Here is a 25032-nt window from a genome sequence, read left to right on the forward strand (position 1 = left end):
ACTATAATTTTAAGGTATTAAAATACTTGTTGAGCTTTTTACGAGACACCTTACTTAAACTGGTAAGCGGGATTTCGTCCAAAACAAAGATGTATTTAGGCTGCTTAAAATCGGCTATATTTCCTTTTAAGTACTCCCGAAGCACTTCACTGGTCACTGCCTTATCCTTACTTTCCACAAAAGCGATTCCACAGGCTCCCCAACGTTCACATTTGACACTGAAAACTGAAGCTTTGGTAACTCCCGTATAATTTTCCAACAACAGTTCAATTTCCTGGGGATAGATATTTTCCCCTCCCGAAATATACATATCGTCTATGCGTCCTTTTAGATACAGAAAGCCTTCCTCATCCTTTAAAGCCAAATCTCCCGTATGCAACCAACCATCAACAATCTTACTCTTGGTCACCACGGAATTGTTCCAATATCCAGGAGTAACAATATCCCCCTTAATACACAATTCCCCAATTTCACCAACACCTAACGGCTCATCATTTTCATTCACGATTTTTAAATCCAAATAGAAATTTGATTTCCCAATGGAATTCGGCTTTAAAAGAGCCATATCATGATGCAGCGATGTAATGCTCGGCCCTGCTTCTGTTAAGCCATAGCCAGGGCGGATATAGATATCCTTTTCCTTTTTCCAAAAGGACACCAATTCTGCATTTACCTTTTCACCTCCAGAAATGATATATCGCAACTTCTTTAAATTTACGCGCTTGAAAACTTCCGTTTTTTGCATCATTAACAGCATTGTGGGTAACGCCATGAACAAGGTTGTTTTTTCTAGCTCCAATAAACAGAGTGCTTTTTGGGCGTCAAATTTTTCCATCATTCCAATGTGGCCACCTTTATGCAAGAGCGGTGTAATAAACACATTCCATCCAGAAGTATGATAGGGCGGTAAGGTATTGATTGTAGAATCCCTATAGGTAATCCCCAATTGCATGGAGGTATTTAAGCTGTTCCAGAACAACATTTTATTGGTATAGATGACCCCCTTTGGCAACCCGGTTGTACCTGATGTGTAAAAGATAAACAACGGATTGTCTTCTTTAATATCGTAATCCCGTTCAGCAACAGAAACCTCTGCTTTATAGGCCTCGATGACACGTTCCATGTTCACGGTTTCAATGCCTTCCAAAGTGAGTTCGTTTAACTGAGAACGCAATGTTTCACTAAAAATCAAAATTCTTGGATTGCAATCCTTTACCAGTTTATCCAATTCCCTGGATGCCATCCTATAATTAAGTGGCACTAGAATTAGCCCCATTCGCTGACACGCCACAAACAACACAATGTAAGCTACATTATGCTCCGCAATCACCGCAATTCTATCTCCTTCCCGATACCCGGCCTCATGAAATTTCTCAATCAACCTATTGGCATAAATATGCACATCTTTATAGGTATACTTTTCATTGGAGGCATACGAAGTCAATGCCACTTTATAAGGCGTATAATCAGCCCATTTTGCTATCCAGTCCAATACATTCATACCAAAACAGGTTTTCTATTCAACTTATATAAAACATATCCCACTATCAAGGACACCACAATAGCTATTGCAGCCGATACCCCAGGGTTATTTACAGGCTCCTGCATATATGGCGTTAAACGTCCATAATAGATTCCAAAATGCACTACAATAGCCGTGATACTAGCAATAAACACGGCACTCACTGGCACTTCTTTTAAGAAAATTCCAAAAAGCACAGGCACAAAGGCCGCCGCAAAATAGGCATACACCCCGTTTTGCGCGAATATGGCAACACTCACGTTGGGAGACTTGATTTGCTGCCAACTCAACACAAAACTTACACAGGCTAATATCAATATTACAATTTTATTGATCATAAACGAATTGTTAGTGACCTTGCCCTTAAAAATAGGTTCCAATATATCGGAGGTCACCGTTATGGAAAGTGACTGAATCAAACTCTCTAAAGTTGACAATCCTGCCGAGATCAGCCCCACTACAATTACCATACCCACTCCTACCGAAAATTTGGTCACCACATAAGTTGGAATGATCTCGTCCATTTTTAAGGTTTTTCCCATCACTGTCAACTCCGGAAAGGTTAAGCGCGCATACAAACCAACCACTACCACCATAAAAAACACAACCATGACAGCAATGGCACTAAACAGATACGAATTCACTTTGGTTTGGTCTTTCAACAACAACGATTTTGTTATGATATGAGGCTGACACACAATAGCTATTCCAATTACAATTTGAACTACAACGATTTCGAAATAATCGCGAAATAAAAAACTTTGGCTGTTTGTGGCCTTAGACAGATTAGGATCTATATTGGAAAGCTCTTTCAGTATTCCGGAAACTCCCCCTTCAAAATATTCACGACCTGAAGTTATCAATATGATAGCTACAACAAACATGATGACCGCCTGAATGGTATTGGTATACACCATGGAATTGGCCCCTCCAAACATCATATACCCAAACACAAACACCGTAATCCCCAAAAGCACATAAAAAGGCTCTACATTCAAAGATTTTGAAATTACCTGAGTCACCCCTACATTAATTAGCACGATAAAAGTTATGAGCAGCATGGCGGTAACCGCAAAAAAGAACGCATAGTTTTTACTTTCATAACGTCTTCCTATCCATTGTGCCATGGTGGTTGCCTTTACCACGTTGCCATGTTTAGCAAAACCTTTGGTAAACATGATCAAAGAACCAAAAATGGCAATCGGCATGACAACCGCAAACGAAATGACCCCTGAAACCCCATACAAGGCGATAAAACCCGGATTAATTATAAAGGTTGCCGCACTGGTCATGGAAGCCGCCAAGGACAAACCTACCACCCAAGGGGAGAAACCTATATTTCCAACCGCATAATCGGCTATGCTATTTGCTTTTTTAGCGCCACGGATTACAAAAAAAAGGATTACAAAAGCATAACATGCCAAAAGAATCCACATATAGGTTACCCAATCATCGGTTGCTACCATAAGTTACATTTAAGGTTTTCACAAATAAAAAAAATAATCCCTGAAGGCAATCACAATATCCCAATGCGAGCGCTACGACTTTTACAAAAATTATTAACAAAACAACAAATTCACCCATAATAACAGCAACTTATCAATGTGCGACTATAAAAAAAGCGCAGTAATTAATTACTGCGCTTTTCCATATTTAAACATTAACGCTTTCTAGTTTTGATGATCTTCTTTAACATCTTGATCACGATATCTACAACAAGCATGCACACTATTATAAGCTTCCTCTGTTGCTGTCATCTCTTTAGTATCATGTCCTACGGCCACGATATTTTTTTGGATGCTATCCAAATTGGTTTTACGCTCATCGTAAATCAGCTTTAGCTCATGGGTATCAACATTCCACACTGCGGATTTCACCCCTTTCGTTTGTATGCACGCCTTTTCAATTCGCTCCTTACACATCATACAAACACCATCTACCTCTAAAGAAGCTTTTGCATTTTTATTTTGGCCTATGGCAGTAATTCCCACCAAAAACATTAGGCCCATTATTAGTTTTTTCATCTTTCTACAAGTTATTTTTTTCTTTAATTATTGAATTCTAAAACGCAACCCAGCATAATACATACTTCCAAAAATTGGACCATACACATAAGTTGAATCAAAATAAGGCCCAAATGGATCATCGGCCGCCAAGATAGGATTATCCTGTCTTACATTAGTGATATTTTCACCTCCTAAATATACTTCAAATTTTGGAGAAAACACTTTTGTCACTTGAGCATTCAAGGTACCCACGGTAGGCGTGTAATCGGATAATTGATAAGTAACTGGATTACTACTTGTTGAAGCAAATCGTTGTTCTCCCAACCAATTATAGGTCGCATCAAATTTCCATTGCCCTCCATTGTCTTTCATGTGGGTTTCATAACTGGCATTTGCAAACAAACGGTGTTTTGGAGTTAACGGTTTCTCTTTTTTACCAGTTTGATATTGGGTCTTTACATCATAATATTTATAGGCAAAGCGCACATCTGTATGCTCAAACAAATTATAGTTCAATTCAGCTTGAAAACTATTGGCATAACTATCTCCTTCCAAATTACTGAAAGTCACCATCTGTGGATTTTCAAAATCTACCACTACCTGATTTTGGAAATCGGTGCGGTAAAAGTCCAACGTCACATCTGCTTTCCTACCAAACAAATTAAATCCTTGGAGATAAGACACCCCATAATTCCAGGCAATTTCAGGATCCAAACCATAAATATGCCCTTCTGAATTAAGGATTTGGATTTGTCGGGAGGAGGCAAAAAGACTTTGGTTCTCTGCAAAAATATTAGCCGAACGTTTCCCCCTTCCAAAAGAAGCTCTAAACGCCGATTTTTCCCAAGGCGTATAGCGAACATGCACTCTAGGCGTCACAAAAAAGCCCAAGCGATTGTGTTGATCTACACGCAAACCCGCAGTAAGGTTCAGCTTTTCAAGATTGTCAAAATTGTATTCAAAAAAAGCCCCAACCGAATTATCGATTCTCGCATAATTTGTAGCCTCTACCAATTCATCAAAATGATCATACGTAAAGCTTACTCCCGTCTTTATTTTATGTCGTGAATCCCCTATGATGGAATTATAAATAAGGTTGGAATAAATGCTGCTTTGCTCAATATCATAAACCCGAGTTCCGAAATAAGAATCTTGCTGATGATTGCTCACCGCAAATTGCAAACCTAAACTTTGCCAAGGCAATTCTGGATTTACATAGCCCAACTTCCCCGAAAAGTCAAACCGTCTTGTATCTATCTCACTCCCCCAGGCATTGGTAGTCAACTTATCGGTTTCTGGATCAAAGTCCAATTGACCAGTTTGTTTCTGGTCATCTAAATATCTAAAGTTAAAAAAGCTCACAATCCCCTTTTCGGCATCGGTATACTGCCAACGGTTCATGACATTGATCTGCTTATACAAAGGCATATCCAAAAATCCATCGTTATTGACATCGTGCTTTTTGTTATGGCTATTCCCATGTAGATACAAACCTGTGCTCCACTTATCGCTAAGATTCGTATTGAAATGTGTATTCAACTCCACACGCTCACTACTGGCGCCATATAGGTTTACAAATAGTTTGTCATCTTTAGTAGGCTTTTGCAATTCGGCATTGATTTGACCTGCAATACTTTCATAGCCATTCACTACACTTCCTGCGCCTTTCGTGATTTGAATACTTTCCACCCAAGTCCCCGGCGTAAAACTCAAGCCATAGGCTTGGGATGCCCCTCTTACCGTTGGAATATTTTCCATTGCAATTAAAATATACGGACTGGTTAATCCCAACATTTTAATTTGACGTGTTCCCGAAATGGCATCGGCAAAATTCACGTCGATGGAGGGATTGGTTTCAAAACTTTCGGAGAGGTTACAACAGGCCGCTTTCAGCAATTCATCGCTGCTCACCACCATGGTATTTTGAGCTTGTAAGTAAGATTTTGAAGTTGCCTGCTTTCTAGACGTCACCGTTACCTGATCCAATTCACTTGTAGGCTGCAGCCAATGATGAATCATTTTTGGTTCGGTAATAGTTAAGGTATCTGTTTTATACCCAACATAGCTTATCACTAATTGGGTATAACTTTTTTCATAGGGCACCGTAAAGGCTCCATCAATATCCGTAACAGCTCCTACAGAGGTGTTAAGCCAGTACACATTGGCACCCGCCAAAGGGATATGTTTATTTTCATTATTTGCTTCCATGACCATTCCTTTAATCTCTTGTTGAGAAAAAGCAAATACCGGAAACATCAATATATATATAAGGTATTTCATGATGATATCAATTGATTATGTTGCCTCAAGATGAAGCATTAAAAAACTAAATTCCATGCGCTATTGCGCTAGTAATCCAAAATCAAATGACAAATACCTGATTGAGCACCTGTATGTCTGCAATCAAGCTTGGGGGAGTGTAATATTCATGGGGAACATTCGCCTTGGTTTCCCCTTGAAACAGATGTATGTAACTATAAACGAAACTGGACAAAAAGACCTTTTGCCCAAAATCGAGTTTATCAAAATCGGAAGTATTTAGATTGTCCTGTCCTTGCACCACTTCTACTTCATCCTTACAGCAAGACTTTTTTTCTACCGAAGTCTGAGTATGGTCTTTCATTTCCATTCCACATTTTTCAACCTCGGTAAACACAGCTACATCAATAAGATTATCGCCACAATAATGCTTTACAACCGTTAAGGAAATGGTTGACAACAACACCAAAATGGCCATTGCTACAGAAAACACTTTATGTACCTGCTTCTTTTTCACAGCACAAATGTATTAAAAATAGTACAGAGATACTTCACTTTACAATAGACTTAACATTTATCGTCTCAATCGCTGGTAATAAAACGCCGGCAACAGCAACAACAAGCCTATTGGCTGAATTAAAAACCTTCTAATATTAAAGAACAGATAATATTGTGACTGCTTTGGAGACAAAACAAAATATAGGAATAAGCCAATTAAAATGACATAGGCAATAGCATACATAAGGGCTGAAAACTTTACAATGCTCCAATCCTTAAATGTTACAAAAAGAATTCCCAAAGAAATAATGCTATTCAACACATAACGCAAGGTTGTAGACAGGGTCAGTTTAAAAACTTCCTGTCTAGGGTTGTCCATATATAGGTAATCGTTTTTGAAAAACAACAGATAGGGATCATAGAAGAGTTCATTTTCAAAAAAACGAATCAAGACCAAAAGTCCTATCAAAATAACAATCAGAATGTATTTAGTTACTTTCTTCATTTTCCTTTTTTGAAACTGACACGCGATTCACCCATATAATCCACAACAAAAACAACATCCCGTAAATAATTAAAGGAAACACCACCGAATGCAACACTTCCTGACTTTCGGGATAATGATATAGGCCCACCTCCAAAAGGGCAATCCTTATAACGTTCACGGCATAAATCAAGATACTCCCCACCAACAAGTAAATAATGGTAGGTTTTAACCGTCCTGCAAACGCCACTATAAATGACACAAACAAAATGATAACACTTATAGCATTGCACCCTTCAACGATTCGCGCCAAGAACACATCATTGACAATCATTTTCATGGAGGGCTCATCTGGATGGGGCTCAATTTTGGCATCGTAACCAAAATTTTCAACCACCTCCCTACTTTGTCTTGCTACCAAATTGGTGATATAATCTGGGTAATAGCTATCACCTGTACTGAATTGCAAATACATCCTATATCCAATTACCAACACCGCGTACACCACTAAAAAGGTCACAATAAACTTGACAACGTCTTTGTATTTCAGCAATAATTCCTTCACTAATCCCTAAAAATTGAATTGTTAAATTTATACAAATTGAAGTTTTGGTATAACCGCTTTTAAATACTTTTACAAAAACTTTTAAACAATATGAATTTCCACCAGCTTATCCCCCAAGTAGACAGCATTATCCAAGGATCTTCAAGTGTAGACGAAAAACTATTGGCTATCTGCACCCTTTTGGAAGCCAATGTTGAATACTACAACTGGGTTGGATTCTATTTCAGAAACGGAGATAAGGAAGAGTTGAAATTAGGGCCTTATGTTGGAGCACCAACAGACCACACGATTATCCCCTTTGGAAAAGGGATTTGCGGACAAGTAGCCGTGAGCAATCAAAACTTTGTGGTTCCAGATGTTTCAGCACAGGACAATTATATTGCCTGCAGCATTACGGTGAAGGCCGAAATTGTGATTCCTATTTTTGTAAATGGTGAGAATATTGGACAGATAGATATCGACTCCAACACACCCGATCCATTTACCGAAGCAGACGAACGCTTTTTGGAGTACGTATGCGCTCAGATTTCCAAAATTCTTTCCTAGAAAGAAAACTACATTCCAGTTCTAATAGCTTCCACCGGATTTAATTTTGATGCAGAAATAGCCGGTATCACTCCAGATATCAAGCCAATTGCTGTAGAAAGTGAGAAGCCTAACATCATATTTGGAATCGATAGAATAAACTTAAAATCTCCAGTAAATTGAGAGGCAATAATTGAGGTTATCCACACCAGAACCAAGCCCACCAAACCACCAAACACAGCCAAAATAACAGCTTCAAATAAAAACTGTAACAGGATAAATCGGTTTTTGGCGCCCAGTGATTTTTGAATCCCGATAAGGTGCGTGCGCTCCTTCACACTTACAAACATAATATTGGCAATCCCAAAGCCACCAACCAAAAGAGAAAAACCACTAATGATCCAGCCCATAACATTCATGGTTCCCAGAATATTATCGATCATATTGGTCATCCCAGACAATTTATTGACAAAAAAGTCATCGGGCTGATCTGCCTTTAAACCTCTATAATTTCTAAACTTTTGTTTTAGTACCTGTTCAAAAGCACCCAAATCTATCCCTTTTTCCGGCTTTACAATAACCGCTCCCGGAACACCATCGACACCTCCGGTTTGAAAGCGTCTCACAAAATTTACCGGCACCCATGCCTTTTCATCCGGGGAATCCCCAAAATTGTTTCCAAACTTTTTCAGCACCCCTATCACAGTCAATTTTCGTCCATAAGCACGAATTTGTTTCCCGATAGGATTTATGGTTCCAAATAAACTCTCTGCCAAGTTATAGCCCAATACAATTACCGGCGACCCTGTAACCGATTCGGATTCGGTATAAAAACGACCTTTGTCCAAGGTTAAATTCTCAATATCATAAATCTCGTTGGTAACCGGTGTAATATTTACGCCAGAAACCGTCTCCCCTTCATACCGTATGGTTTCATTACCTCCAAAAATCACAAAAGCACAGGCCGCTATTTCCGGAACATTTCTTCTTATAAATTCATAGTCATCATAGCCCGTTTGCGGATATCTTTCGCGTTGCCACCTTGGCACATCAGTTGGCCCAAATGAAAATTTGGTAATGTACATGGTATTTTTATCCAACCCCGACAGGTCTTCCTGGATTTTTTGATCTAAAGAATCCACCGCAGCCAAAATGGCAATGATTGAAAAAATACCAATGGTAACTCCCAACAAAGACAGGGCAGTACGGAGTTTATTGTTACGAAGGGCATTTAAGGCAAATCCAAAACTTTCTTTTAATAACCTTAGGTAAAGCAGCATTTATAGAGATGATTTTTTACTGATTTAAAGATAGGACGTTTTTAACGTATTTGTGTTACAAAAAAACTAAAATAAACCCTCCACAAATAGGTGGCAATTTCTTTAAGAATGTGTATTTTTGCACTTTAAAAAAAATGAGGCTTTCAATTGGGATGGAAGCCTACAAAAATAACTGTCATTTCCGTAAGAAAAGGAAACTAAACAAGAACAAAATGAATACTGACAAAACTATTAAATCGGCATTAATCTCCGTTTTTAGCAAGGAAGGTTTGGAACCAATCGTGAGAGAGCTTCACGCCCAAAACGTAACCATTTATTCTACTGGAGGCACTGAAACTTTCATTAAAGACCTTGGGATAGATGTTGTCCCTGTTGAAGATGTGACCTCTTACCCATCTATTTTGGGAGGACGTGTAAAAACTTTACACCCTAAAGTATTTGGTGGTATTTTGAACCGTCAGAACAACGAGAGCGATGTAACCGAGCTAGCTGAGTTCAACATCCCTCAAATCGATTTAGTAATTGTTGATCTGTATCCTTTTGAAAAAACTGTAGCGTCTGGAGCCGCACACCAAGATATCATCGAAAAAATTGATATCGGAGGAATTTCCTTGATCCGTGCTGCAGCCAAAAATTACGCCGATGTAGTTTGTGTATCTTCTGTTGAAGACTATGCTGAATTCTTGGAATTGTTACAAACCAAAAAAGGAGAAACTTCTGAAGCTGACCGCATCCGTTTTGCAGCCAAAGCTTTCAACGTATCTTCCCACTACGATTCTGCCATTTTCAACTACTTCAACCAAGAACTTGAAATCCCAGCCCTTAAAGTAAGCGAAACAAAAGGTAAAGTGTTGCGTTACGGAGAAAACCCTCACCAAAAAGGATTCTTCTACGGTGATTTCGACGCCATGTTCACCCAACTTAACGGAAAAGAATTAAGCTACAACAACCTTTTGGATGTTGACGCTGCCGTTAACTTAATGGATGAATTTAAAAATGACGCGCCAACTTTCGCCATTTTAAAACATAACAACGCTTGTGGTTTGGCACAACGCGACACCCTTCACCAAGCTTATGTAGATGCCTTGGCTGGAGATCCAGTTTCTGCTTTTGGTGGTGTTTTGATTGCCAATAAAGAAATTGACTTGGCTACTGCCGAAGAAATTCACCAATTGTTCTGTGAAGTAGTAATCGCTCCAGGTTTTACTGCGGAAGCTGAAGAACTTTTAAAAGGTAAAAAGAACCGTATCCTGTTAGTACAGAATGATGCTGAATTGGCCCAAACTCACGTTAGAACTTGTCTTAACGGTGTTTTGGTGCAAGACCGCAACAATGTATCCGACACTAAAGAGGGTACTGAAACCAAAACTGATAAAGCACCAACCGATGCCGAATTAGACGATTTGATCTTTGCTTCCAAAATTTGTAAGCACACCAAATCCAACACAATCGTATTGACAAAAAACAAGCAATTGTGTGCTAGCGGAACGGGACAAACTAGTCGTGTAGATGCACTAAACCAAGCCATTCACAAAGCACAATCTTTCAATTTCGATTTGAAAGGAGCAGTAATGGCAAGTGATGCATTTTTCCCATTCCCAGACTGTGTAGAGATTGCAGACAACGCAGGAATTACAGCCGTAATTCAACCAGGAGGTTCCATCAAAGACCAATTGAGCATAGACTACTGCAACGAGCATGGTTTGGCCATGGTATTTACAGGAACACGTCACTTTAAGCACTAATAAAGCGTCCACTTTGTGGAAATTTATCATAAAAACTGGCACTCCTGTAGGTCTCCGTACCATATGAGTGCCTTTTATTTTACATATAATTAGAATACCAATTAAAGGCTGTATATTTAGCAAGTTTTATTACATTTACAACAATGTGAAAAAGCAGATAGATATAAACCCAAATAATTACAAAATAGCACATGGGATTTTTTGATTTCCTTACTGAAGAAATAGCTATAGACCTAGGAACAGCAAACACACTCATCATACATAACGATAAAGTTGTTGTAGACAGCCCATCCATAGTTGCCAGAGACCGTGTATCTGGAAAAATCATTGCCGTTGGAAAAGAAGCCAACATGATGCAAGGTAAAACACACGAAAACATCAAAACCATTCGCCCACTAAAAGATGGGGTAATTGCCGATTTTGATGCCTCTGAGCAGATGATAAGTATGTTTATTAAGAACATTCCTGCGCTTAAAAAGAAGCTGTTTTCTCCAGCCCTACGCATGGTCGTTTGTATCCCTTCTGGGATTACCGAAGTAGAAATGCGTGCGGTTAAGGAATCCTGTGAACGTGTAAATGGAAAAGAAGTCTATTTGATCCATGAGCCTATGGCTGCTGCCATTGGTATTGGTATTGACATCATGCAACCTAAAGGAAACATGATTGTGGATATAGGTGGAGGAACCACGGAAATTGCGGTGATTGCTTTGGGAGGAATTGTATGCGATAAATCGGTAAAAGTTGCGGGTGACGTATTTACCAACGACATCATTTATTACATGCGGACGCAACACAACCTTTACGTTGGAGAGCGTACTGCCGAAAAAATAAAAATCCAGATTGGTGCTGCTACCGAGGATTTGGAATTACCACCAGACGACATGAGCGTTCAAGGCCGTGATTTGTTAACAGGAAAACCAAAACAGGTACAAATTTCATTTAGAGAAATTGCTAAGGCCTTAGATAAATCCATCTTGAGAATTGAGGATTCCGTAATGGAAACCCTTTCCCAAACCCCACCAGAATTGGCAGCCGATATTTACAACACCGGTATCTATTTAGCAGGTGGAGGAAGTATGCTACGAGGATTGGATAAACGTTTATCACTTAAAACAGATTTACCGGTTTACATCGCCGAAGACCCATTGCGTGCCGTTGTAAGAGGAACAGGAATTACACTTAAAAACCTACCTAGATTTAAAAGTGTATTGATAAAATAAGGAATACTAGATGCAGCAAATCATCAACTTTGTTATACGCAACAAAATCGTGCTTTTGTTTTTGCTCTTATTTGGTATCTCGCTTGCTTTAACAATTCAGTCCCACTCCTACCATAAAAGTAAATTTATTAGCTCCGCCAACTTCTTCACTGGCGGCATTTATAAACGCGCCCATGGTATTGGACAGTATTTTAACCTAAAGACTGAAAACGAACAATTGGTGGAAGAAAACGTAAGATTAAAAACCTTACTATACAATTCACAAATTGCCGATACCACTCAAGAGTTCCAAAAGGACACTTCCTTTTACGGAGGGGTATTTCTGTTTATTCCGGCAAAAGTTTATAAAAACAGTTATTCAGCTACCAAAAATTACCTAATGCTCAACAGAGGAGAGCGTGATGGCGTGAAACAAGATTTTGGGGTGGTTACCTCACAAGGTATTGTGGGGATTATTGAAAATACCTCCAATAAATATGCTACGGTACTTTCCATATTGAATACCAAGAGTAAAATCAACGCCCAACTTAAGAACTCCAATCACATTGGGTCTTTGGTATGGAATACCAAATCCTATGAATTGGTACAACTCACAGACATCTCCAAGTTTGCCCCTGTAGCGGTTGGCGATACCATCATTACAGGAGGACAGTCTACTATTTTCCCGAAAGGCGTCCCTATTGGAACCATAGATTCCTTTACCACGGATATAAGTGGCGACACCTATACCATAGATGTTAAACTTTTCAACGACATGACTAACATTGGTCATGTATATATCATCGAGAATACCGATGCAGAAGAAATTAAAACCTTGGAACAATCGGTAGATGAATAACAGTAATGTAAATATAATCATCCAGTTTGTCTCCTTACTATTGGTGCAGGTATTGGTGCTTAATCATGTTAACTTTTTGGAATACATCAATCCGTATCCCTATATCTTATTTATCCTACTATTCCCGGTAAGAGCCAATAGATCACTTATCATTTTCTTAAGTTTTCTATTAGGGCTATTGGTAGATATTTTTTCGGATTCCGGAGGCATCCATGCAGCTGCGTGTGTTACCTTAGCGTTTATCAGGCCAGCGATCCTAAAGTTCTCATTTGGGATGATTTACGAGCACCAAAGTATCAAATTCAGTCAGACAGAATTTGGACGACGCTTGGTCTATTTTTCCATTGGTACCGTAATCCATCATTTTATGATGTTTTCTTTGGAAGTTTTTAACATTTCAAAAATAATTTTAGTCCTTCAAAAGACGTTATTCTCAAGTATTTTTACTATAATACTAAGCCTATTGATTACGGTATTATTTAGCAGAAAACGTAGATGAGAAAATTATTACTTTTTTCAACGGTGCTCCTTGTTGGAATTATCTTTATTGCCCGGTTGTTTTACTTACAGATCTATAACCAAACTGCCTACAACCTCTTTGAAGACAATGCCATTAGAAAGGTATACGACTACCCCAAACGAGGTTATGTGTACGACCGAAACGGCATTTTATTGGTTGCCAACCAGCCATCTTATGACGTCATGGTTATTCCGCGTGAAGTGGAGCCTTTGGACACCCTAGAATTTTGTGAACTTTTAAAAATTACAAAGGAAGATTTTACCCGCCTTTATGACAAGGCCTATCACTATTCGCCAAGGCTTCCTTCGGTGTTTGTTCCTCAGCTCTCCAAAAAGGATTACGCTATTCTTCAGGAAAAAATGCGCAAGTTTGAGGGCTTTTACATCCAAAAACGTTCTCTTAGAGATTACCAAACTTCCATTGGAGCCAATGTATTGGGAGATATTGGGGAAGTGAACAATGCTATAATCGCAAAACAACCTTACTATAAAATGGGTGACCTTATTGGAAAACAAGGGGTTGAAATTTCTTACGAAGAAGAATTACGAGGCGTAAAAGGCATTAAGTTTATACAAAAAGACCGTTTCAACCGAAACATCGGCCCCTATAAAGATGGGATCTACGACACCTTACCCCAACCGGGAAAGGATATCACCATTACCATCGATTCCAAACTGCAGGAATATGGGGAATTGCTAATGAAGCACAAACGAGGTGGGATTATTGCCATTGAACCTAGCAGTGGCGAAATCTTAACTATGATTTCTTCTCCAACCTATAACCCCAACCTTTTAGTGGGGCGTAACCGTTCCAAAAACTTTACTAAGCTTTACCTAGACACTTTAGCGAAACCCTTATATGATCGCGGACTCCAAGCCATGTATCCACCGGGGTCTCCATTTAAAGTCATAAATGCGCTTATCGGCCTTCAAGAAGGCGTGGTAACTCCTAGAGATAGATTTACGTGTAACCATGGCTATAGCTATGGGAATAGAAAAATGGGCTGTCACGGCCACTCTGGTATTTCCGATATGGACATCGGGATTTACAAATCCTGTAATTCCTATTTTGCCAATGTGTACAGACGCATTATGGACAAATATGAAACTCCAGCCCAAGGCATGGATGTTTGGAGTAACCATGTTAAAAGTTTTGGATTAGGAGATTACCTAGGATATGACCTACGTATTGGTCAGCCAGGTAAAATTCCAGATGCCTCCACCTATGACCGTGCTTATGGCAAAAATAGATGGTACACCACCTTCACCCTATCCAATGCCATTGGCCAAGGAGAAGTATTGACTACTCCAATTCAATTGGCCAATATGGCTGCAGCCATAGGGAATCGCGGGTATTTTTACACCCCGCATATCATTAAAAAGATTGAAAACGATACTATAGACAGTAAATATCTTACACGTCATAATACCACAATCGACAAAGTACATTTTGAACCTGTCATTCAAGGTATGTTTGACGTTTACAATAAAGGAACAGCCCAGACTTTACAGGTTCCTGGAATAGAGATTTGCGGAAAAACGGGTACCGCTGAGAATTTCACCAAAATAGATGGGGTTAAAACCCAGTTGACAGACCATTCCATATTCGTGGCTTTTGCCCCAAAAGACGATCCAAAAATTGCCATCGCTGTATTTGTAGAAAATGGTTATTGGGGAAGTCGTTTTGCCGGACGTATTGCCAGTCTTATGATTGAAAAATATTTAAAAGGCACTATTTCCCGAACCGATATGGAAAATTGGATTTTAACACACAGTTTGGAAAACGAATATAGCAAACCTTATTCTGGAAAACCTTTCCAAATAAACGGGCATACCACCCTTCAGGTTATCGAGAACTATCGCGACAACCCTGATTAAAACAACGACATCACCATACCCCCAACATGGAACCCATAAAGCATGCATAGAGAGAATATAGGATTACGTTTCGATTGGATAACGATCATACTTTTTTTGATTTTGGTTGGCTTTGGGTGGCTCAATATCATGTCTGCTTCGCATATGGGAGACATCACCAATTACTTTGACATGGACCAGCCCTATGGTAAACAACTTATGTTTATCATGATGACCTTGGTCCTCATTGTAATCATCCTTTCTATAGAAGCCAAGTTTTATGAACGTTTTGCCAGTGTCATTTATTTGGTATCCCTCATTTCCTTGGCAGGTCTATTTGTCTTTGGAAAAAATGTTAATGGCGCCACCTCTTGGTATGGGATTGGCGGGATGACCTTACAGCCAAGTGAGTTCGCAAAATTCGCAACTTCGCTTGCCGTAGCGAAGCACATTAGTGACCTACAGACTAACTTGAAATTTCTTAAGGACCAATTAAAAACCATTGCCATTATTTTTATACCAGCATTATTGATCCTTTTACAAAATGATGCGGGAAGCACCATTGTCTACGCCTCGTTCTTTTTTGTATTTTACAGAGAAGGGATTCAACAAATTTATTTGATTATTGGTGTCATCATCATGCTACTATCAGTGCTATCCTTAAAATTTGGAGTACTGCCCACCTCCCTATTCTCGGCGCTTATTATTTTGGGACTCTATTTTTATAAGCGAAAGAAACAAGCCTCTATATTAATGCCTTTGACCATTTTGGCGCTTTGCATTGGCTTCTCTTTTGCTGTACGGAATTTTTATGACCATGTTCTAAAACCCCATCAAAAGGACCGTATTAGTCTATGGTTACGTTTGGAAAAAGACCCAGACAAATTGGAACAAATGAAACGGACCATTCTCTACAACCTCAACGAATCTGAAAAAGCCATCAGTTCTGGAGGCTTAACAGGAAAGGGCTATTTACAAGGCACCCGTACTACTGGTAAATTTGTTCCAGAGCAACACACCGATTACATTTTTAGCACCGTTGGTGAAGAATGGGGATTCGCAGGCACCACTATGGTAGTCGTCCTTTTTGTTGCCCTTATCTTAAGAATACTCTACCTCGCCGAATCGCAAAAGAGTCAATTTAGTAGAGTTTATGGCTATTGTGTGGCTTCTATTTTATTTGTCCATTTTACCATTAACACAGGAATGGTTATGGGGCTCATCCCCACTGTGGGTATCCCGCTTCCCTTTTTCAGTTATGGGGGCTCTGGGCTTTGGGGTTTCACTATTTTACTGTTCATTTTTATAAAATTGGACTCCAACAAAATCAATGAGTGGTAAATTTTATAAGTGCTTCAATCCCAATAAATACAAGTAGTCTGTGAAATAAACTGACAACTTCCATTTTTACGTCGTAATTACTGACATACAATTCTTTAGGGTTCTTAAATCTTTTTCGTACATTTATGTATCACCTTAAGAATCAACACTATGTCATTTATAAAAAAATCTTCACAAAGCATCTTTATTGGAGGTTTATTTTTTATGGTTCCTACCCTTATCCTGATTATGTTATTTGGAAAGGCCCTAAAACTAATTTTGCCCTTAGCAAAAGCCCTTTCCAATATTTTTGATCTGCATTCGGTGTTTGGAACAGCTTCGGTGACCTTGATGAGCCTTGTGTTGCTTTTTTTAATTTGTGCAGGAGTGGGTCTGTTGCTCCAGAGAGGATTCCTAACTCAATGGAACCCCAAAACCGAGCAACGGCTATTCTTCCATTTCCCAGCTTTCCAAATGCTCAAATACCGCCTTTTGGATGAGAAAAAATTAAAAAATTCAAGTCTATGGAAAGCTATTTTACTGAAGGAAGACTCCAATTTCACCATTGGTTTTATAACCGATGACACCCATCATTCTTACCTTACTCTTTATTTGCCAGACGCCCCAAAAATGGATGCTGGTCAAATTAAATATGTATTGAAATCCAATTGCGAGTACTACCCCATTACCATGAAACAAGCTATGAATGCCTTACATGATTTTGGAAAGTGCCCTGATTTAACCCAATTACTTTCTTCCATTAAAGCCTCAAAAACGACATAAGCTACCAACAAACAAATTCAAGAATCCATGACCCTCACAATTTTATCCAACAATAACCCTTTTTGCCTTCAAAAGATCTTTTTGACTGCTCTTTTCTTAATTGTTTTTGGGAATATGAAAAGTAATGCCCAAGATGCCTATACCTATCAAACAACACAGGATAGTATCATTGCAAACACCTATCCATATGTGCTACCCGTGTGGGGACAAAAAGTTCAGGAGCGGGGAATGGCAGACCAAATGCAATTGCCCTTCGGCTTAAATGTTAATTATGTGAATGCCTTTGTGGATTTGAAAATTACCGAATTCCAACTTTTGGTTGGCGATACAGATTTATCGGGAATTATCAATTCTGAAACCTTAAATTTTCAAGAAGTCAATGGAACAACCAACGGAGCCAATTTTAGGGCCGATGCTTGGGTACTGCCCTTTTTGAACATATACACCCTATTCTCTGTTGTAAAAGGAGGCACCAATGTAAGTTTGAAACCCACCTGGAAAGACGACACCGGTGAAATCATGCTTCAGTTACCTGAGTTTTCCTCAGAAGTTGAGTTTGACGCCCTAGCTTATGGAGTTGGAACAACCTTGGTTTTTGGATGGAACCGTTACTTCTCCAGCATCGATTTAAATTATTCTCGCACCGATACCGACCTGCTCAAAGAACAACTTGGTTACTTAACCCTCTCCGCCCGCTTAGGACACTCCTTCAGGTTAAGCAAACGCAGAAAAGACATTTTTATAGCGCCCTATTTAGGCATGATGTACCGCGATTTTGTAGGAGCCGATGGTAGTAGCGGCCAAATCAACCTCAATGAAGTATTCCCCGATCTAGATGCTACCTTCAACCAAAAAGTAAATGATAAAATTGCCGCCAATCAGGAATTGATAGATAATCCAACGACACCTCCGGGACAAAAAATAAAATTGCAAGCCCAAAACCAAGCCCTTACCACTATTCAGGAACGGGTAAATGATAGCGGCGTGTTTAGAACTAGTTTTAACTATTTTATCCGTAAAGAACTTATTCAATCCATTACCTTCCAATTTGGCTTCAATTTTCAACTTAACAAACATTGGATGTTACGTGGCGAATATGGTGTGGCAGACTCCCAACGCTTTTTAATGACAGGCTTGCAATACCGCTTTGGCATCAAGAAAAGATCCTATAAAGAATTGTTACAATAAAAACCCTTTATGCCATAACACTATTTGCTTTGAATTTTAAAATTTAACGCTATGCACAAAAAAATTCTATTTGCAATTCTCTCTTTTCTGTTTGTCATACAGGTCCAAGGTCAGCACAAAGGTATTAAAGGGTACATGGAAAAAAGGGAACAAAAGAAAGACAGTGCCATTGCTGAAGGACGTCCATTTTTGAGCATTATTGCCGGTCCTGGCTACACCCCAGAAAATGGACTATTGGTTGGTGCAGGTATGATCTATACCTTTAAAACTAACCGAAAGGACAGCCTGATACAGCGTTCATCCATCCCTTTTATGGGCTTTATAAGTACCAAGGGCAATTTTGGCTTTAACTCCAACCTTAGAACCTTTTGGTTGCATGACAAACTTCGGGCGAATATCTTGGCCAAATTTTCGGTAGCCAATGACAATTATTTTGGAGTAGGTTTTTCAAATATCAAACAATTGGAGGAAGGGGATTCCACTACAGCCTTTAAGCGCCAAAAATTCATTATCAAACCATTGATCATGTACCAGCCCATAAAGCATTTATATGTTGGTGGAGGATTCGACTTTAATTCTACAAAGGTTCTAGAAACCAACCCTGTTATGGACGAAGATGCCTACTACAATCAATTTGGACCCGATAATTTTAATGTGGGCTTAACTTTCACCTTGAATTATGACAGTAGGGACATTATTGTAAACCCCTATAAAGGCTACTTCTTCAATTTTGCTGCAGGTTTTTATGGGGATTATTTGGGAGGTGATAACGATTATAACATCTACGAGCTAGACTTTAGGACCTACCAACAGATCCACCGGCCGGGAAACACCATTGCCCTTAAACTCTACGGTAGATTTGGTAGTGGCGACATTCCCTATGAAGAACTCACCAAATTAGGCGGCGGCGACGGTTTACGAGGTTATATCGAAGGACATTATAGAGACCGTACGGGTCTTTATTTTCTAGCGGAATGGCGACATATGTTTTTAAAGAACGACGGAAACATGAGCAAACACGGCGTGGTGACATGGCTGGGATCTGGTACAATTGCCTATAATCCCAACAGTATTGAAGAGTGGATTCCTAACTTTGGAATCGGGTATCGTTTTGAGGTGCAACCCCGCATGAATGTTAGAATTGATTTTGGTATAGGAAGGGAATCTTCTGGATTATATTTCAACTTTACGGAAGCCTTCTAAGTTGAATTCCATATAAAGTATATTGAGTGAAGTTAGCCTCCATATATTCAGAAAACACAAAAGAAGCAAACCTTACCTATCTTTTTGATTAACAATAATTTACTCTCAAAATATCTTGTAATAATTGACAATTTTTAAGTACCTTTAAAATTCCAATGTCCTCGAAGACATAGCCCCACTTCAAGAACCAACGTGTTTATTTTCAATTGCAAGCTTCTTATTATGAAAAAAGTACTTCTATTAGTAATGATTCTTATGACCCTTCCATTGTTAGGGCATGCTCAAACAGCCAAAGATATCGACGCCGAAGCCGTGCGCGTATTGGATAAAATGACGGACGCCATTAGTGAATTGACCTCTTGCAGTGTCCATGTAAAAAACTCAATAGACACCCTCAACGCCGATAACAAACTTGTAAAATATCACCGGAGCAGTGATGTCCAATTCTCGGGGCCCGACAAATTACTTATACAAATACAAGGAGATACTGGTCATAAAGGCTATTGGTACGATGGCTCTTTCCTAACCTATTATTCCTATGATGAAAATAACTATATTACCTTGGAAACCCCCAATACCACTTTGGAAATGATTGATGCCATGCACAAACGCTTCGACTTTGAGTTTCCTTCAGCCGATTTTTTCTACCCTCATTTTGTAGATGATATTTTAGACGACTTCCAATCTGTCAAATACAAAGGTTCTTCTAAGGTAGAAGGTGAAAATTGTGACCATGTTATTGCCGACAATGACAAAATGAAGGTTGAAATTTGGGTCTCCAAAAATGCGCCCAATATGCCCAAGCGTTTTTTAATTACCCATAAAGATGAGCACAACCGTCAATACGAAAGTGTTTTTAACAACTGGAACCTAAGCCCTGTCATTCCCGATGAAACATTTGTTTTTTCAGCTCCAGCCAATTCCAAACTTATTAGTGTTATGTCCAAGTTATAATCTCGCAATGCCTTTTATTATGAAACCATCTATTGTAATTTCTTCTACTATAAAATCCTATCTAAGCGCTTTAGCCTTGCTAGTAGCCCTTAGTTTGCCTTCCAATCTATTTGCCCAACGCCTCAACCACCGACCTGCCGGAGGAGGACATTCTATGTCAAGAGCAACACCAAGTAGAAGCAGGCCTGCTTCCACCCCAAAAGTCAATCGCTCTACGCGACCTACCACTTCCAAACCCACTATTAATGGTGGGCATACAACTACAAGACCTACCACACGGCCTAGTACCAGTACCAAGACCCCTAGTAAACCTACGACCACTAAGCCCACAACCACTAGACCTACAACCACAAGGCCTACAACCTCAACGAGTCGCCCTACATCCAATGTAAAAAACCATACCACCAATAGACCAGGAACCAACAACGCTAACAACAACCGTCCTGGAAATAATAACAATAACAGGCCAAATAATAATGCAAACCGACCTGGGAACAATAATAATCGGCCAGGAAACAATTACAATCGCCCTGGCGGTAATACCAATATTAATATTAACGTAGATAACAGGAACCACCACAACACCTATGTACGCCACAACTCTAGGCCCTACCATAGACCTCCTCATCATTACGGAGGCCATTTTTACTATTCCTATCATCCTTACTATTACCATCCTTTCCGTCCGTTTTATTGGGGAAGCTATTGGCATCCTTGGGGCTATTTTGTAACTACTTTAGCCACGACCGCCATTGTTGTAAGTATTATTGATGCCGCAACGGATGACCATGAAGAATATCATTATGACAACGGAACCTATTACCTAAAAACCGAAGAAGGCTTTGTGGCTGTACAAGCTCCTGTAGGCGCCCAAGTCCCTTCCATTCCACAAGAAGCCCAAACCGTCACGGTTAATAACACTAACAATTATTACTACGGAGGTGCCTTTTATGAGAAAAATGCGGATGGTTATGTGGTAGTTCCTGCCACTGCCGGTACCATTGTACCCGGTTTACCGGAAGGCGGTGAAGAAGTTAAAATAGGGGACATTACTTATGTACAATATGGGGACACCTACTACCAGCCTATACAAGTAGACGGTAAAAACATGTATGAAATAGTAGATGTCACTACAGAAGAAAAATAACACGATTGCTTCCATAAAAAATCGGTGGTTTCTCTATTGAAACCACCGATTTTTATTTTAACGATACTTTAGAGTAACGATTAAATACTGTCTACAATTACTTTTACAGATTGACTACTATCCGACTGTACTTCGAAAGCTTTAGGTAAATCGGTTAAAGGAAAATGATGGCTCACTATAGGCGTCAAATCCACGATTCCCTTATCCATTAAATCGATAGCTTCCAAGAAATCCTCATTGGAATAAAACAATGATCCTCTTATCTGCAAACGTTTGTACACCACATGATTTGGACTGATGGTCATATCTTTACTATAAATTGCCAAAACAGTCAATTTACCATCGGGCGCCAAGAGTTCCAAACATTGTCCAAATAGGGCGCTTACACCAGAACATTCAAAAGCCGCTGTTAAATTTGGGAGTTTCCCAGAATAATCCAGAGCCATTACACTTCCAAAAAGTTCCGTTACTTTATCTTTTAGACTGCCATCAGTCTTTGGATTAAACGTGTATTTAGCTCCCAATGTTTTGGCCAACTCCAATCGTTTCTCACTAATATCCGAAGCTATAATATTTTCTACGCCCTTACTTTTGAGGCCTGCAATGGTTACCAAGCCTATGGTTCCGCAACCGGATACCAATACATTGTCTTTGGCGGTCAACTGTGTTTTATTAATGGCCGCCAAGCCAACGCAGAAAGGTTCCACCAAAGCTCCCTTTTCACTAGAAATAGTGTCAGGAATGACATATATATTATGATTGGCCTTGGCCTTATCTATTTTCACAAATTTGGCAAAACCACCGGGACTAGGTCCCAGTCCTACCCCATTGTACATAGGATTGACCACAACCCGATCGCCTACTTTTAGATCTTTGACGTCCTTTCCTACTTCTACCAATTCGCCACAAAACTCATGTCCCAATACCGATCCTTGAGGCACGAGTCCTTCATGGTAAATATGTAAGTCGGTACCACAAATACCGGTCATTTCTACTTTAATAATTACGCTGTCATCCGTTATTTCAGGCACTTCCTTATCCAATACACGTATGTCATGAACATCGTGAAATACCCCCGAAGGGTTTGCTTCTTTCATAATGGCTGTTTATTTATTGTTTTAACTTTAAAATTTTACACTAAAAATCACTTATTATTTTGATTTCCATAAAGTTAACCAAATTGACGCAGATTTCTAAATAAATAGGTTTTGTTATTTAAAGGATAACCATATCCTCCATTTTTCTAAGGAGGTCTGAGCCACAAATTCATTCAAAAAAACCCCATAGGTTTCCATAGGGTTACTATAGGGTTGATATGGGGCTGCTATGGAGCAGCTATATGGCCTAAATGAGGCAAAATATATCATGGAAAAATTAGTCTTGGATTCTGGAGAAACTCAAAATCATTGTCATTCAGAATGAAATGAAACGCAATTAAGAAATTATTGGAAAGCAAAGGATTCTTCCTTTATGGGAATGACATAGACATCAATTTTTAAACACCACGAAATAAATTGTGACTTGGAAAAGCTATCTTTAAACTCAAATAATTCCTACAAACTCAAACCACCAATGAAACAGCAACCAACCTTCTTAATATTTTGCTTTCTATTCTGTCATTTAAATATGTATTGTCAAACCAACGATACTCTAAAAGAGCTTCTTTGGGAAAGTGTATCCCCTTGTTTTGAAGCGCTGACTAGCGAATTGGATCCCCATGAAGTTGAAAAACTCAATTTATTTGAGCTTGAAGAAAATGTCTACGATGTGAACAATGGCTATATCAAATTGAGCCTAAGCTATCCAACTTGCGGATGCAATTGCAGCAACATTGCTGGCGCCTATAAACAACAGAACAAGGATTACACCATATTGATTAATGAAGCTTGGAGCTGCTCCTCCGAAAGGAAACTACACTCGAATAGACCAATAGATTCTGTCCTTCCTGAAGGCTTTGGAATCAACACTTTTATACCGAGTTTGACCACTGAAAAATTACCACTGGATCAGGCTATCTTTTTCTTGAACCTCCAAATCCCAAGAAAAGGAACAGAAACCAAAGTAACTTTGGAAGTGATTCCCTTTGGCATTAACTTTTCTTCCAATTCTCCACTTACCTATGAATACTCCGAAAGTGACAAGAGCAAAAACTTGAACGATATCCACTATCTAGCTTCTAAAGTTAAAGACAAAAAAACTTTGGACTACTTAGCAGAATCCACCCATGATAGCATTGACCATAATGATCTTGAACTCATCAATTCTTTGATTGACCCAAACCATACAAGCAAAGCCTTTCAAAGTCTAGACAAACTTTCTGCACAATTAAGACAACTAAAATTCATCTTTTATCTCTACCATGCTATTGAATACAGAAGTCTCATTTTGGATTGGGACCAAGAAGCACAGCGCTTCTATATTAAAACACAAATCCCCAATAAGGAAACGATGGATTTCAGGTCCTTTTTATTAAGAAATGACTACTGGCAAGGGCCAAGCTGCTAGGAGATATTCAGGTGGCATTAGCGTTGTAGGTTTCTGAAAATTTAATATCTTCAATCTTAAACTACTAGGATTGAAAATGCTCATGAAACACCTCACCATACTTCTATTAATATATTTTTCAATACAAAGCTGCCAAGACAATGGGCAAGTGAGCTCTATACATCCCGTAAATTGGGATAGAAGAACACTAAAGCACAGTTTAAGTGATTCGCTTTCAACTGGCAGCACCTACCTTTCTGTTTACTCTCAAATTTATAGTGAATCGGAGCATCGCACCCATGACTTAACCGTCACCGTAAGCATGCGTAACACCAATACCACTGATACCATTTTCATTAACAAAGCTGACTATTTCAATACGAAAGGCCATTCTATCAGAACCTATTTTAATCGCCCTATTTACATCGCTCCCATGGAAACGGTAGAAATCGTTATTGACGAAAAAGACCAAGAAGGTGGCACGGGCGCCAATTTCCTTTTTGATTGGACCATAAACCCCAACACCCATGAACCACTTTTTGAAAGCGTCATGATTTCTACCTCTGGACAACAAGGCATTTCTTTCACTACACAAGGCAAACGTATAGAATAATTACCAAAAACCTATGAGACAA

Annotated in this window: 23 protein-coding genes; 14 read left to right on the top strand and 9 right to left on the bottom strand. The window is 39.2% G+C overall.

Annotated features, from left to right (window positions below; translation table 11 throughout):
* Nucleotide 1: 1 nt before the first annotated feature.
* The 7 genes from BKM32_RS00915 to xrtF all read right to left on the bottom strand — a co-directional run bounded on the left by BKM32_RS00915 (nucleotide 2) and on the right by xrtF (nucleotide 7334).
* Entirely contained in the window at nucleotides 2–1501 is a 1500-nt protein-coding gene (locus BKM32_RS00915; RefSeq protein ID WP_076662158.1) for a class I adenylate-forming enzyme family protein, read from the bottom strand.
* Nucleotides 1498–2988, bottom strand: coding sequence for a sodium:solute symporter (locus tag BKM32_RS00920; protein WP_076662159.1), 1491 nt, complete (start codon nucleotides 2986–2988; stop codon nucleotides 1498–1500). The genes BKM32_RS00915 and BKM32_RS00920 overlap by 4 nt, the downstream gene beginning before the upstream one ends.
* Before the next feature lie 204 nt (nucleotides 2989–3192).
* Complete coding sequence (locus BKM32_RS00925; protein WP_076662160.1) at nucleotides 3193–3546, bottom strand: heavy-metal-associated domain-containing protein; 354 nt, start codon at nucleotides 3544–3546, stop codon at nucleotides 3193–3195.
* Nucleotides 3547–3573: 27 nt separating this feature from the next.
* Nucleotides 3574–5808, bottom strand: coding sequence for a TonB-dependent receptor (locus BKM32_RS00930; RefSeq protein WP_076662161.1), 2235 nt, complete (start codon nucleotides 5806–5808; stop codon nucleotides 3574–3576).
* 82 nt (nucleotides 5809–5890) lie between these two features.
* Complete coding sequence (locus tag BKM32_RS00935; RefSeq protein WP_253187368.1) at nucleotides 5891–6304, bottom strand: hypothetical protein; 414 nt, start codon at nucleotides 6302–6304, stop codon at nucleotides 5891–5893.
* Nucleotides 6305–6361: 57 nt separating this feature from the next.
* Nucleotides 6362–6790: an exosortase F system-associated protein gene (locus tag BKM32_RS00940; protein ID WP_076662162.1), complete on the bottom strand. Its 429-nt coding sequence runs from the start codon at nucleotides 6788–6790 to the stop codon at nucleotides 6362–6364.
* Nucleotides 6774–7334 carry an exosortase family protein XrtF gene (xrtF, locus tag BKM32_RS00945; protein ID WP_076662163.1) on the bottom strand — a complete coding sequence of 187 codons (561 nt, stop codon included), beginning with the start codon at nucleotides 7332–7334 and terminating at the stop codon, nucleotides 6774–6776. Before xrtF ends, BKM32_RS00940 begins: the two co-directional genes overlap by 17 nt.
* A gap of 90 nt (nucleotides 7335–7424) precedes the next feature.
* Between xrtF and BKM32_RS00950 the strand changes: the two genes are divergently transcribed.
* Nucleotides 7425–7880, top strand: coding sequence for a GAF domain-containing protein (locus BKM32_RS00950; protein WP_076662164.1), 456 nt, complete (start codon nucleotides 7425–7427; stop codon nucleotides 7878–7880).
* Nucleotides 7881–7888: 8 nt separating this feature from the next.
* On the opposite strand, the gene BKM32_RS00955 is transcribed toward BKM32_RS00950, so the two are convergent.
* Complete coding sequence (locus BKM32_RS00955; RefSeq protein ID WP_076662165.1) at nucleotides 7889–9139, bottom strand: ABC transporter permease; 1251 nt, start codon at nucleotides 9137–9139, stop codon at nucleotides 7889–7891.
* Between the two features lie 212 nt (nucleotides 9140–9351).
* Between BKM32_RS00955 and purH the strand changes: the two genes are divergently transcribed.
* The 11 genes from purH to BKM32_RS01010 all read left to right on the top strand — a co-directional run bounded on the left by purH (nucleotide 9352) and on the right by BKM32_RS01010 (nucleotide 21913).
* Nucleotides 9352–10884 carry a bifunctional phosphoribosylaminoimidazolecarboxamide formyltransferase/IMP cyclohydrolase gene (gene purH, locus BKM32_RS00960; protein ID WP_053977045.1) on the top strand — a complete coding sequence of 511 codons (1533 nt, stop codon included), beginning with the start codon at nucleotides 9352–9354 and terminating at the stop codon, nucleotides 10882–10884.
* 191 nt (nucleotides 10885–11075) lie between these two features.
* Nucleotides 11076–12104: a rod shape-determining protein gene (locus BKM32_RS00965; protein WP_053975958.1), complete on the top strand. Its 1029-nt coding sequence runs from the start codon at nucleotides 11076–11078 to the stop codon at nucleotides 12102–12104.
* 10 nt (nucleotides 12105–12114) lie between these two features.
* Nucleotides 12115–12942, top strand: coding sequence for a rod shape-determining protein MreC (gene mreC / locus BKM32_RS00970; protein ID WP_076662166.1), 828 nt, complete (start codon nucleotides 12115–12117; stop codon nucleotides 12940–12942).
* Nucleotides 12935–13441 carry a rod shape-determining protein MreD gene (locus tag BKM32_RS00975; RefSeq protein WP_076662167.1) on the top strand — a complete coding sequence of 169 codons (507 nt, stop codon included), beginning with the start codon at nucleotides 12935–12937 and terminating at the stop codon, nucleotides 13439–13441. The genes mreC and BKM32_RS00975 overlap by 8 nt, the downstream gene beginning before the upstream one ends.
* Nucleotides 13438–15339 (top strand): penicillin-binding protein 2, encoded by a 1902-nt coding sequence (gene mrdA, locus BKM32_RS00980; protein ID WP_076662168.1) that lies wholly within the window; start codon nucleotides 13438–13440, stop codon nucleotides 15337–15339. Before BKM32_RS00975 ends, mrdA begins: the two co-directional genes overlap by 4 nt.
* Before the next feature lie 42 nt (nucleotides 15340–15381).
* Complete coding sequence (rodA, locus tag BKM32_RS00985) at nucleotides 15382–16659, top strand: rod shape-determining protein RodA (RefSeq protein WP_076662169.1); 1278 nt, start codon at nucleotides 15382–15384, stop codon at nucleotides 16657–16659.
* 150 nt (nucleotides 16660–16809) lie between these two features.
* Nucleotides 16810–17421: a hypothetical protein gene (locus BKM32_RS00990; protein WP_076662170.1), complete on the top strand. Its 612-nt coding sequence runs from the start codon at nucleotides 16810–16812 to the stop codon at nucleotides 17419–17421.
* A 114-nt stretch (nucleotides 17422–17535) separates the two neighbouring features.
* Nucleotides 17536–18609 carry a hypothetical protein gene (locus BKM32_RS00995; protein WP_076662171.1) on the top strand — a complete coding sequence of 358 codons (1074 nt, stop codon included), beginning with the start codon at nucleotides 17536–17538 and terminating at the stop codon, nucleotides 18607–18609.
* Nucleotides 18610–18660: 51 nt separating this feature from the next.
* Nucleotides 18661–19812: a BamA/TamA family outer membrane protein gene (locus BKM32_RS01000; RefSeq protein WP_076662172.1), complete on the top strand. Its 1152-nt coding sequence runs from the start codon at nucleotides 18661–18663 to the stop codon at nucleotides 19810–19812.
* A 222-nt stretch (nucleotides 19813–20034) separates the two neighbouring features.
* Complete coding sequence (locus BKM32_RS01005; protein WP_076662173.1) at nucleotides 20035–20766, top strand: DUF2092 domain-containing protein; 732 nt, start codon at nucleotides 20035–20037, stop codon at nucleotides 20764–20766.
* Between the two features lie 19 nt (nucleotides 20767–20785).
* Nucleotides 20786–21913 carry a DUF6515 family protein gene (locus BKM32_RS01010; protein WP_076662174.1) on the top strand — a complete coding sequence of 376 codons (1128 nt, stop codon included), beginning with the start codon at nucleotides 20786–20788 and terminating at the stop codon, nucleotides 21911–21913.
* An 80-nt stretch (nucleotides 21914–21993) separates the two neighbouring features.
* On the opposite strand, the gene BKM32_RS01015 is transcribed toward BKM32_RS01010, so the two are convergent.
* Nucleotides 21994–23010 (bottom strand): zinc-binding dehydrogenase, encoded by a 1017-nt coding sequence (locus tag BKM32_RS01015; protein ID WP_076662175.1) that lies wholly within the window; start codon nucleotides 23008–23010, stop codon nucleotides 21994–21996.
* A 529-nt stretch (nucleotides 23011–23539) separates the two neighbouring features.
* Here BKM32_RS01015 and BKM32_RS01020 point away from each other — a divergent pair.
* Nucleotides 23540–24418, top strand: coding sequence for a hypothetical protein (locus tag BKM32_RS01020; protein ID WP_076662176.1), 879 nt, complete (start codon nucleotides 23540–23542; stop codon nucleotides 24416–24418).
* 76 nt (nucleotides 24419–24494) lie between these two features.
* Nucleotides 24495–25010: a DUF3124 domain-containing protein gene (locus BKM32_RS01025; protein WP_371328731.1), complete on the top strand. Its 516-nt coding sequence runs from the start codon at nucleotides 24495–24497 to the stop codon at nucleotides 25008–25010.
* Nucleotides 25011–25032: the final 22 nt, after the last annotated feature.

The sequence above is a fragment of the Mangrovimonas sp. DI 80 genome (genome assembly GCF_001975575.1).
Classification (GTDB): Bacteria; Bacteroidota; Bacteroidia; order Flavobacteriales; family Flavobacteriaceae; genus Mangrovimonas_A; species Mangrovimonas_A xylaniphaga.

Excerpts from the sequence above, each read along its gene's own strand:
- BKM32_RS00915 (WP_076662158.1), bottom strand. The coding sequence starts at position 1,501 with ATGAATGTATTGGACTGGATAGCAAAATGGGCTGATTATACGCCTTAT.
- BKM32_RS00920 (WP_076662159.1), bottom strand. The coding sequence starts at position 2,988 with ATGGTAGCAACCGATGATTGGGTAACCTATATGTGGATTCTTTTGGCA.
- BKM32_RS00925 (WP_076662160.1), bottom strand. The coding sequence starts at position 3,546 with ATGAAAAAACTAATAATGGGCCTAATGTTTTTGGTGGGAATTACTGCC.
- BKM32_RS00930 (WP_076662161.1), bottom strand. The coding sequence starts at position 5,808 with ATGAAATACCTTATATATATATTGATGTTTCCGGTATTTGCTTTTTCT.
- BKM32_RS00940 (WP_076662162.1), bottom strand. The coding sequence starts at position 6,790 with ATGAAGAAAGTAACTAAATACATTCTGATTGTTATTTTGATAGGACTT.
- BKM32_RS00950 (WP_076662164.1), top strand. The coding sequence starts at position 7,425 with ATGAATTTCCACCAGCTTATCCCCCAAGTAGACAGCATTATCCAAGGA.
- BKM32_RS00955 (WP_076662165.1), bottom strand. The coding sequence starts at position 9,139 with ATGCTGCTTTACCTAAGGTTATTAAAAGAAAGTTTTGGATTTGCCTTA.
- purH (WP_053977045.1), top strand. The coding sequence starts at position 9,352 with ATGAATACTGACAAAACTATTAAATCGGCATTAATCTCCGTTTTTAGC.
- BKM32_RS00965 (WP_053975958.1), top strand. The coding sequence starts at position 11,076 with ATGGGATTTTTTGATTTCCTTACTGAAGAAATAGCTATAGACCTAGGA.
- mreC (WP_076662166.1), top strand. The coding sequence starts at position 12,115 with ATGCAGCAAATCATCAACTTTGTTATACGCAACAAAATCGTGCTTTTG.
- BKM32_RS00975 (WP_076662167.1), top strand. The coding sequence starts at position 12,935 with ATGAATAACAGTAATGTAAATATAATCATCCAGTTTGTCTCCTTACTA.
- mrdA (WP_076662168.1), top strand. The coding sequence starts at position 13,438 with ATGAGAAAATTATTACTTTTTTCAACGGTGCTCCTTGTTGGAATTATC.
- rodA (WP_076662169.1), top strand. The coding sequence starts at position 15,382 with ATGCATAGAGAGAATATAGGATTACGTTTCGATTGGATAACGATCATA.
- BKM32_RS00990 (WP_076662170.1), top strand. The coding sequence starts at position 16,810 with ATGTCATTTATAAAAAAATCTTCACAAAGCATCTTTATTGGAGGTTTA.
- BKM32_RS00995 (WP_076662171.1), top strand. The coding sequence starts at position 17,536 with ATGAAAAGTAATGCCCAAGATGCCTATACCTATCAAACAACACAGGAT.
- BKM32_RS01000 (WP_076662172.1), top strand. The coding sequence starts at position 18,661 with ATGCACAAAAAAATTCTATTTGCAATTCTCTCTTTTCTGTTTGTCATA.
- BKM32_RS01005 (WP_076662173.1), top strand. The coding sequence starts at position 20,035 with ATGAAAAAAGTACTTCTATTAGTAATGATTCTTATGACCCTTCCATTG.
- BKM32_RS01010 (WP_076662174.1), top strand. The coding sequence starts at position 20,786 with ATGAAACCATCTATTGTAATTTCTTCTACTATAAAATCCTATCTAAGC.
- BKM32_RS01015 (WP_076662175.1), bottom strand. The coding sequence starts at position 23,010 with ATGAAAGAAGCAAACCCTTCGGGGGTATTTCACGATGTTCATGACATA.
- BKM32_RS01020 (WP_076662176.1), top strand. The coding sequence starts at position 23,540 with ATGTATTGTCAAACCAACGATACTCTAAAAGAGCTTCTTTGGGAAAGT.
- BKM32_RS01025 (WP_371328731.1), top strand. The coding sequence starts at position 24,495 with ATGCTCATGAAACACCTCACCATACTTCTATTAATATATTTTTCAATA.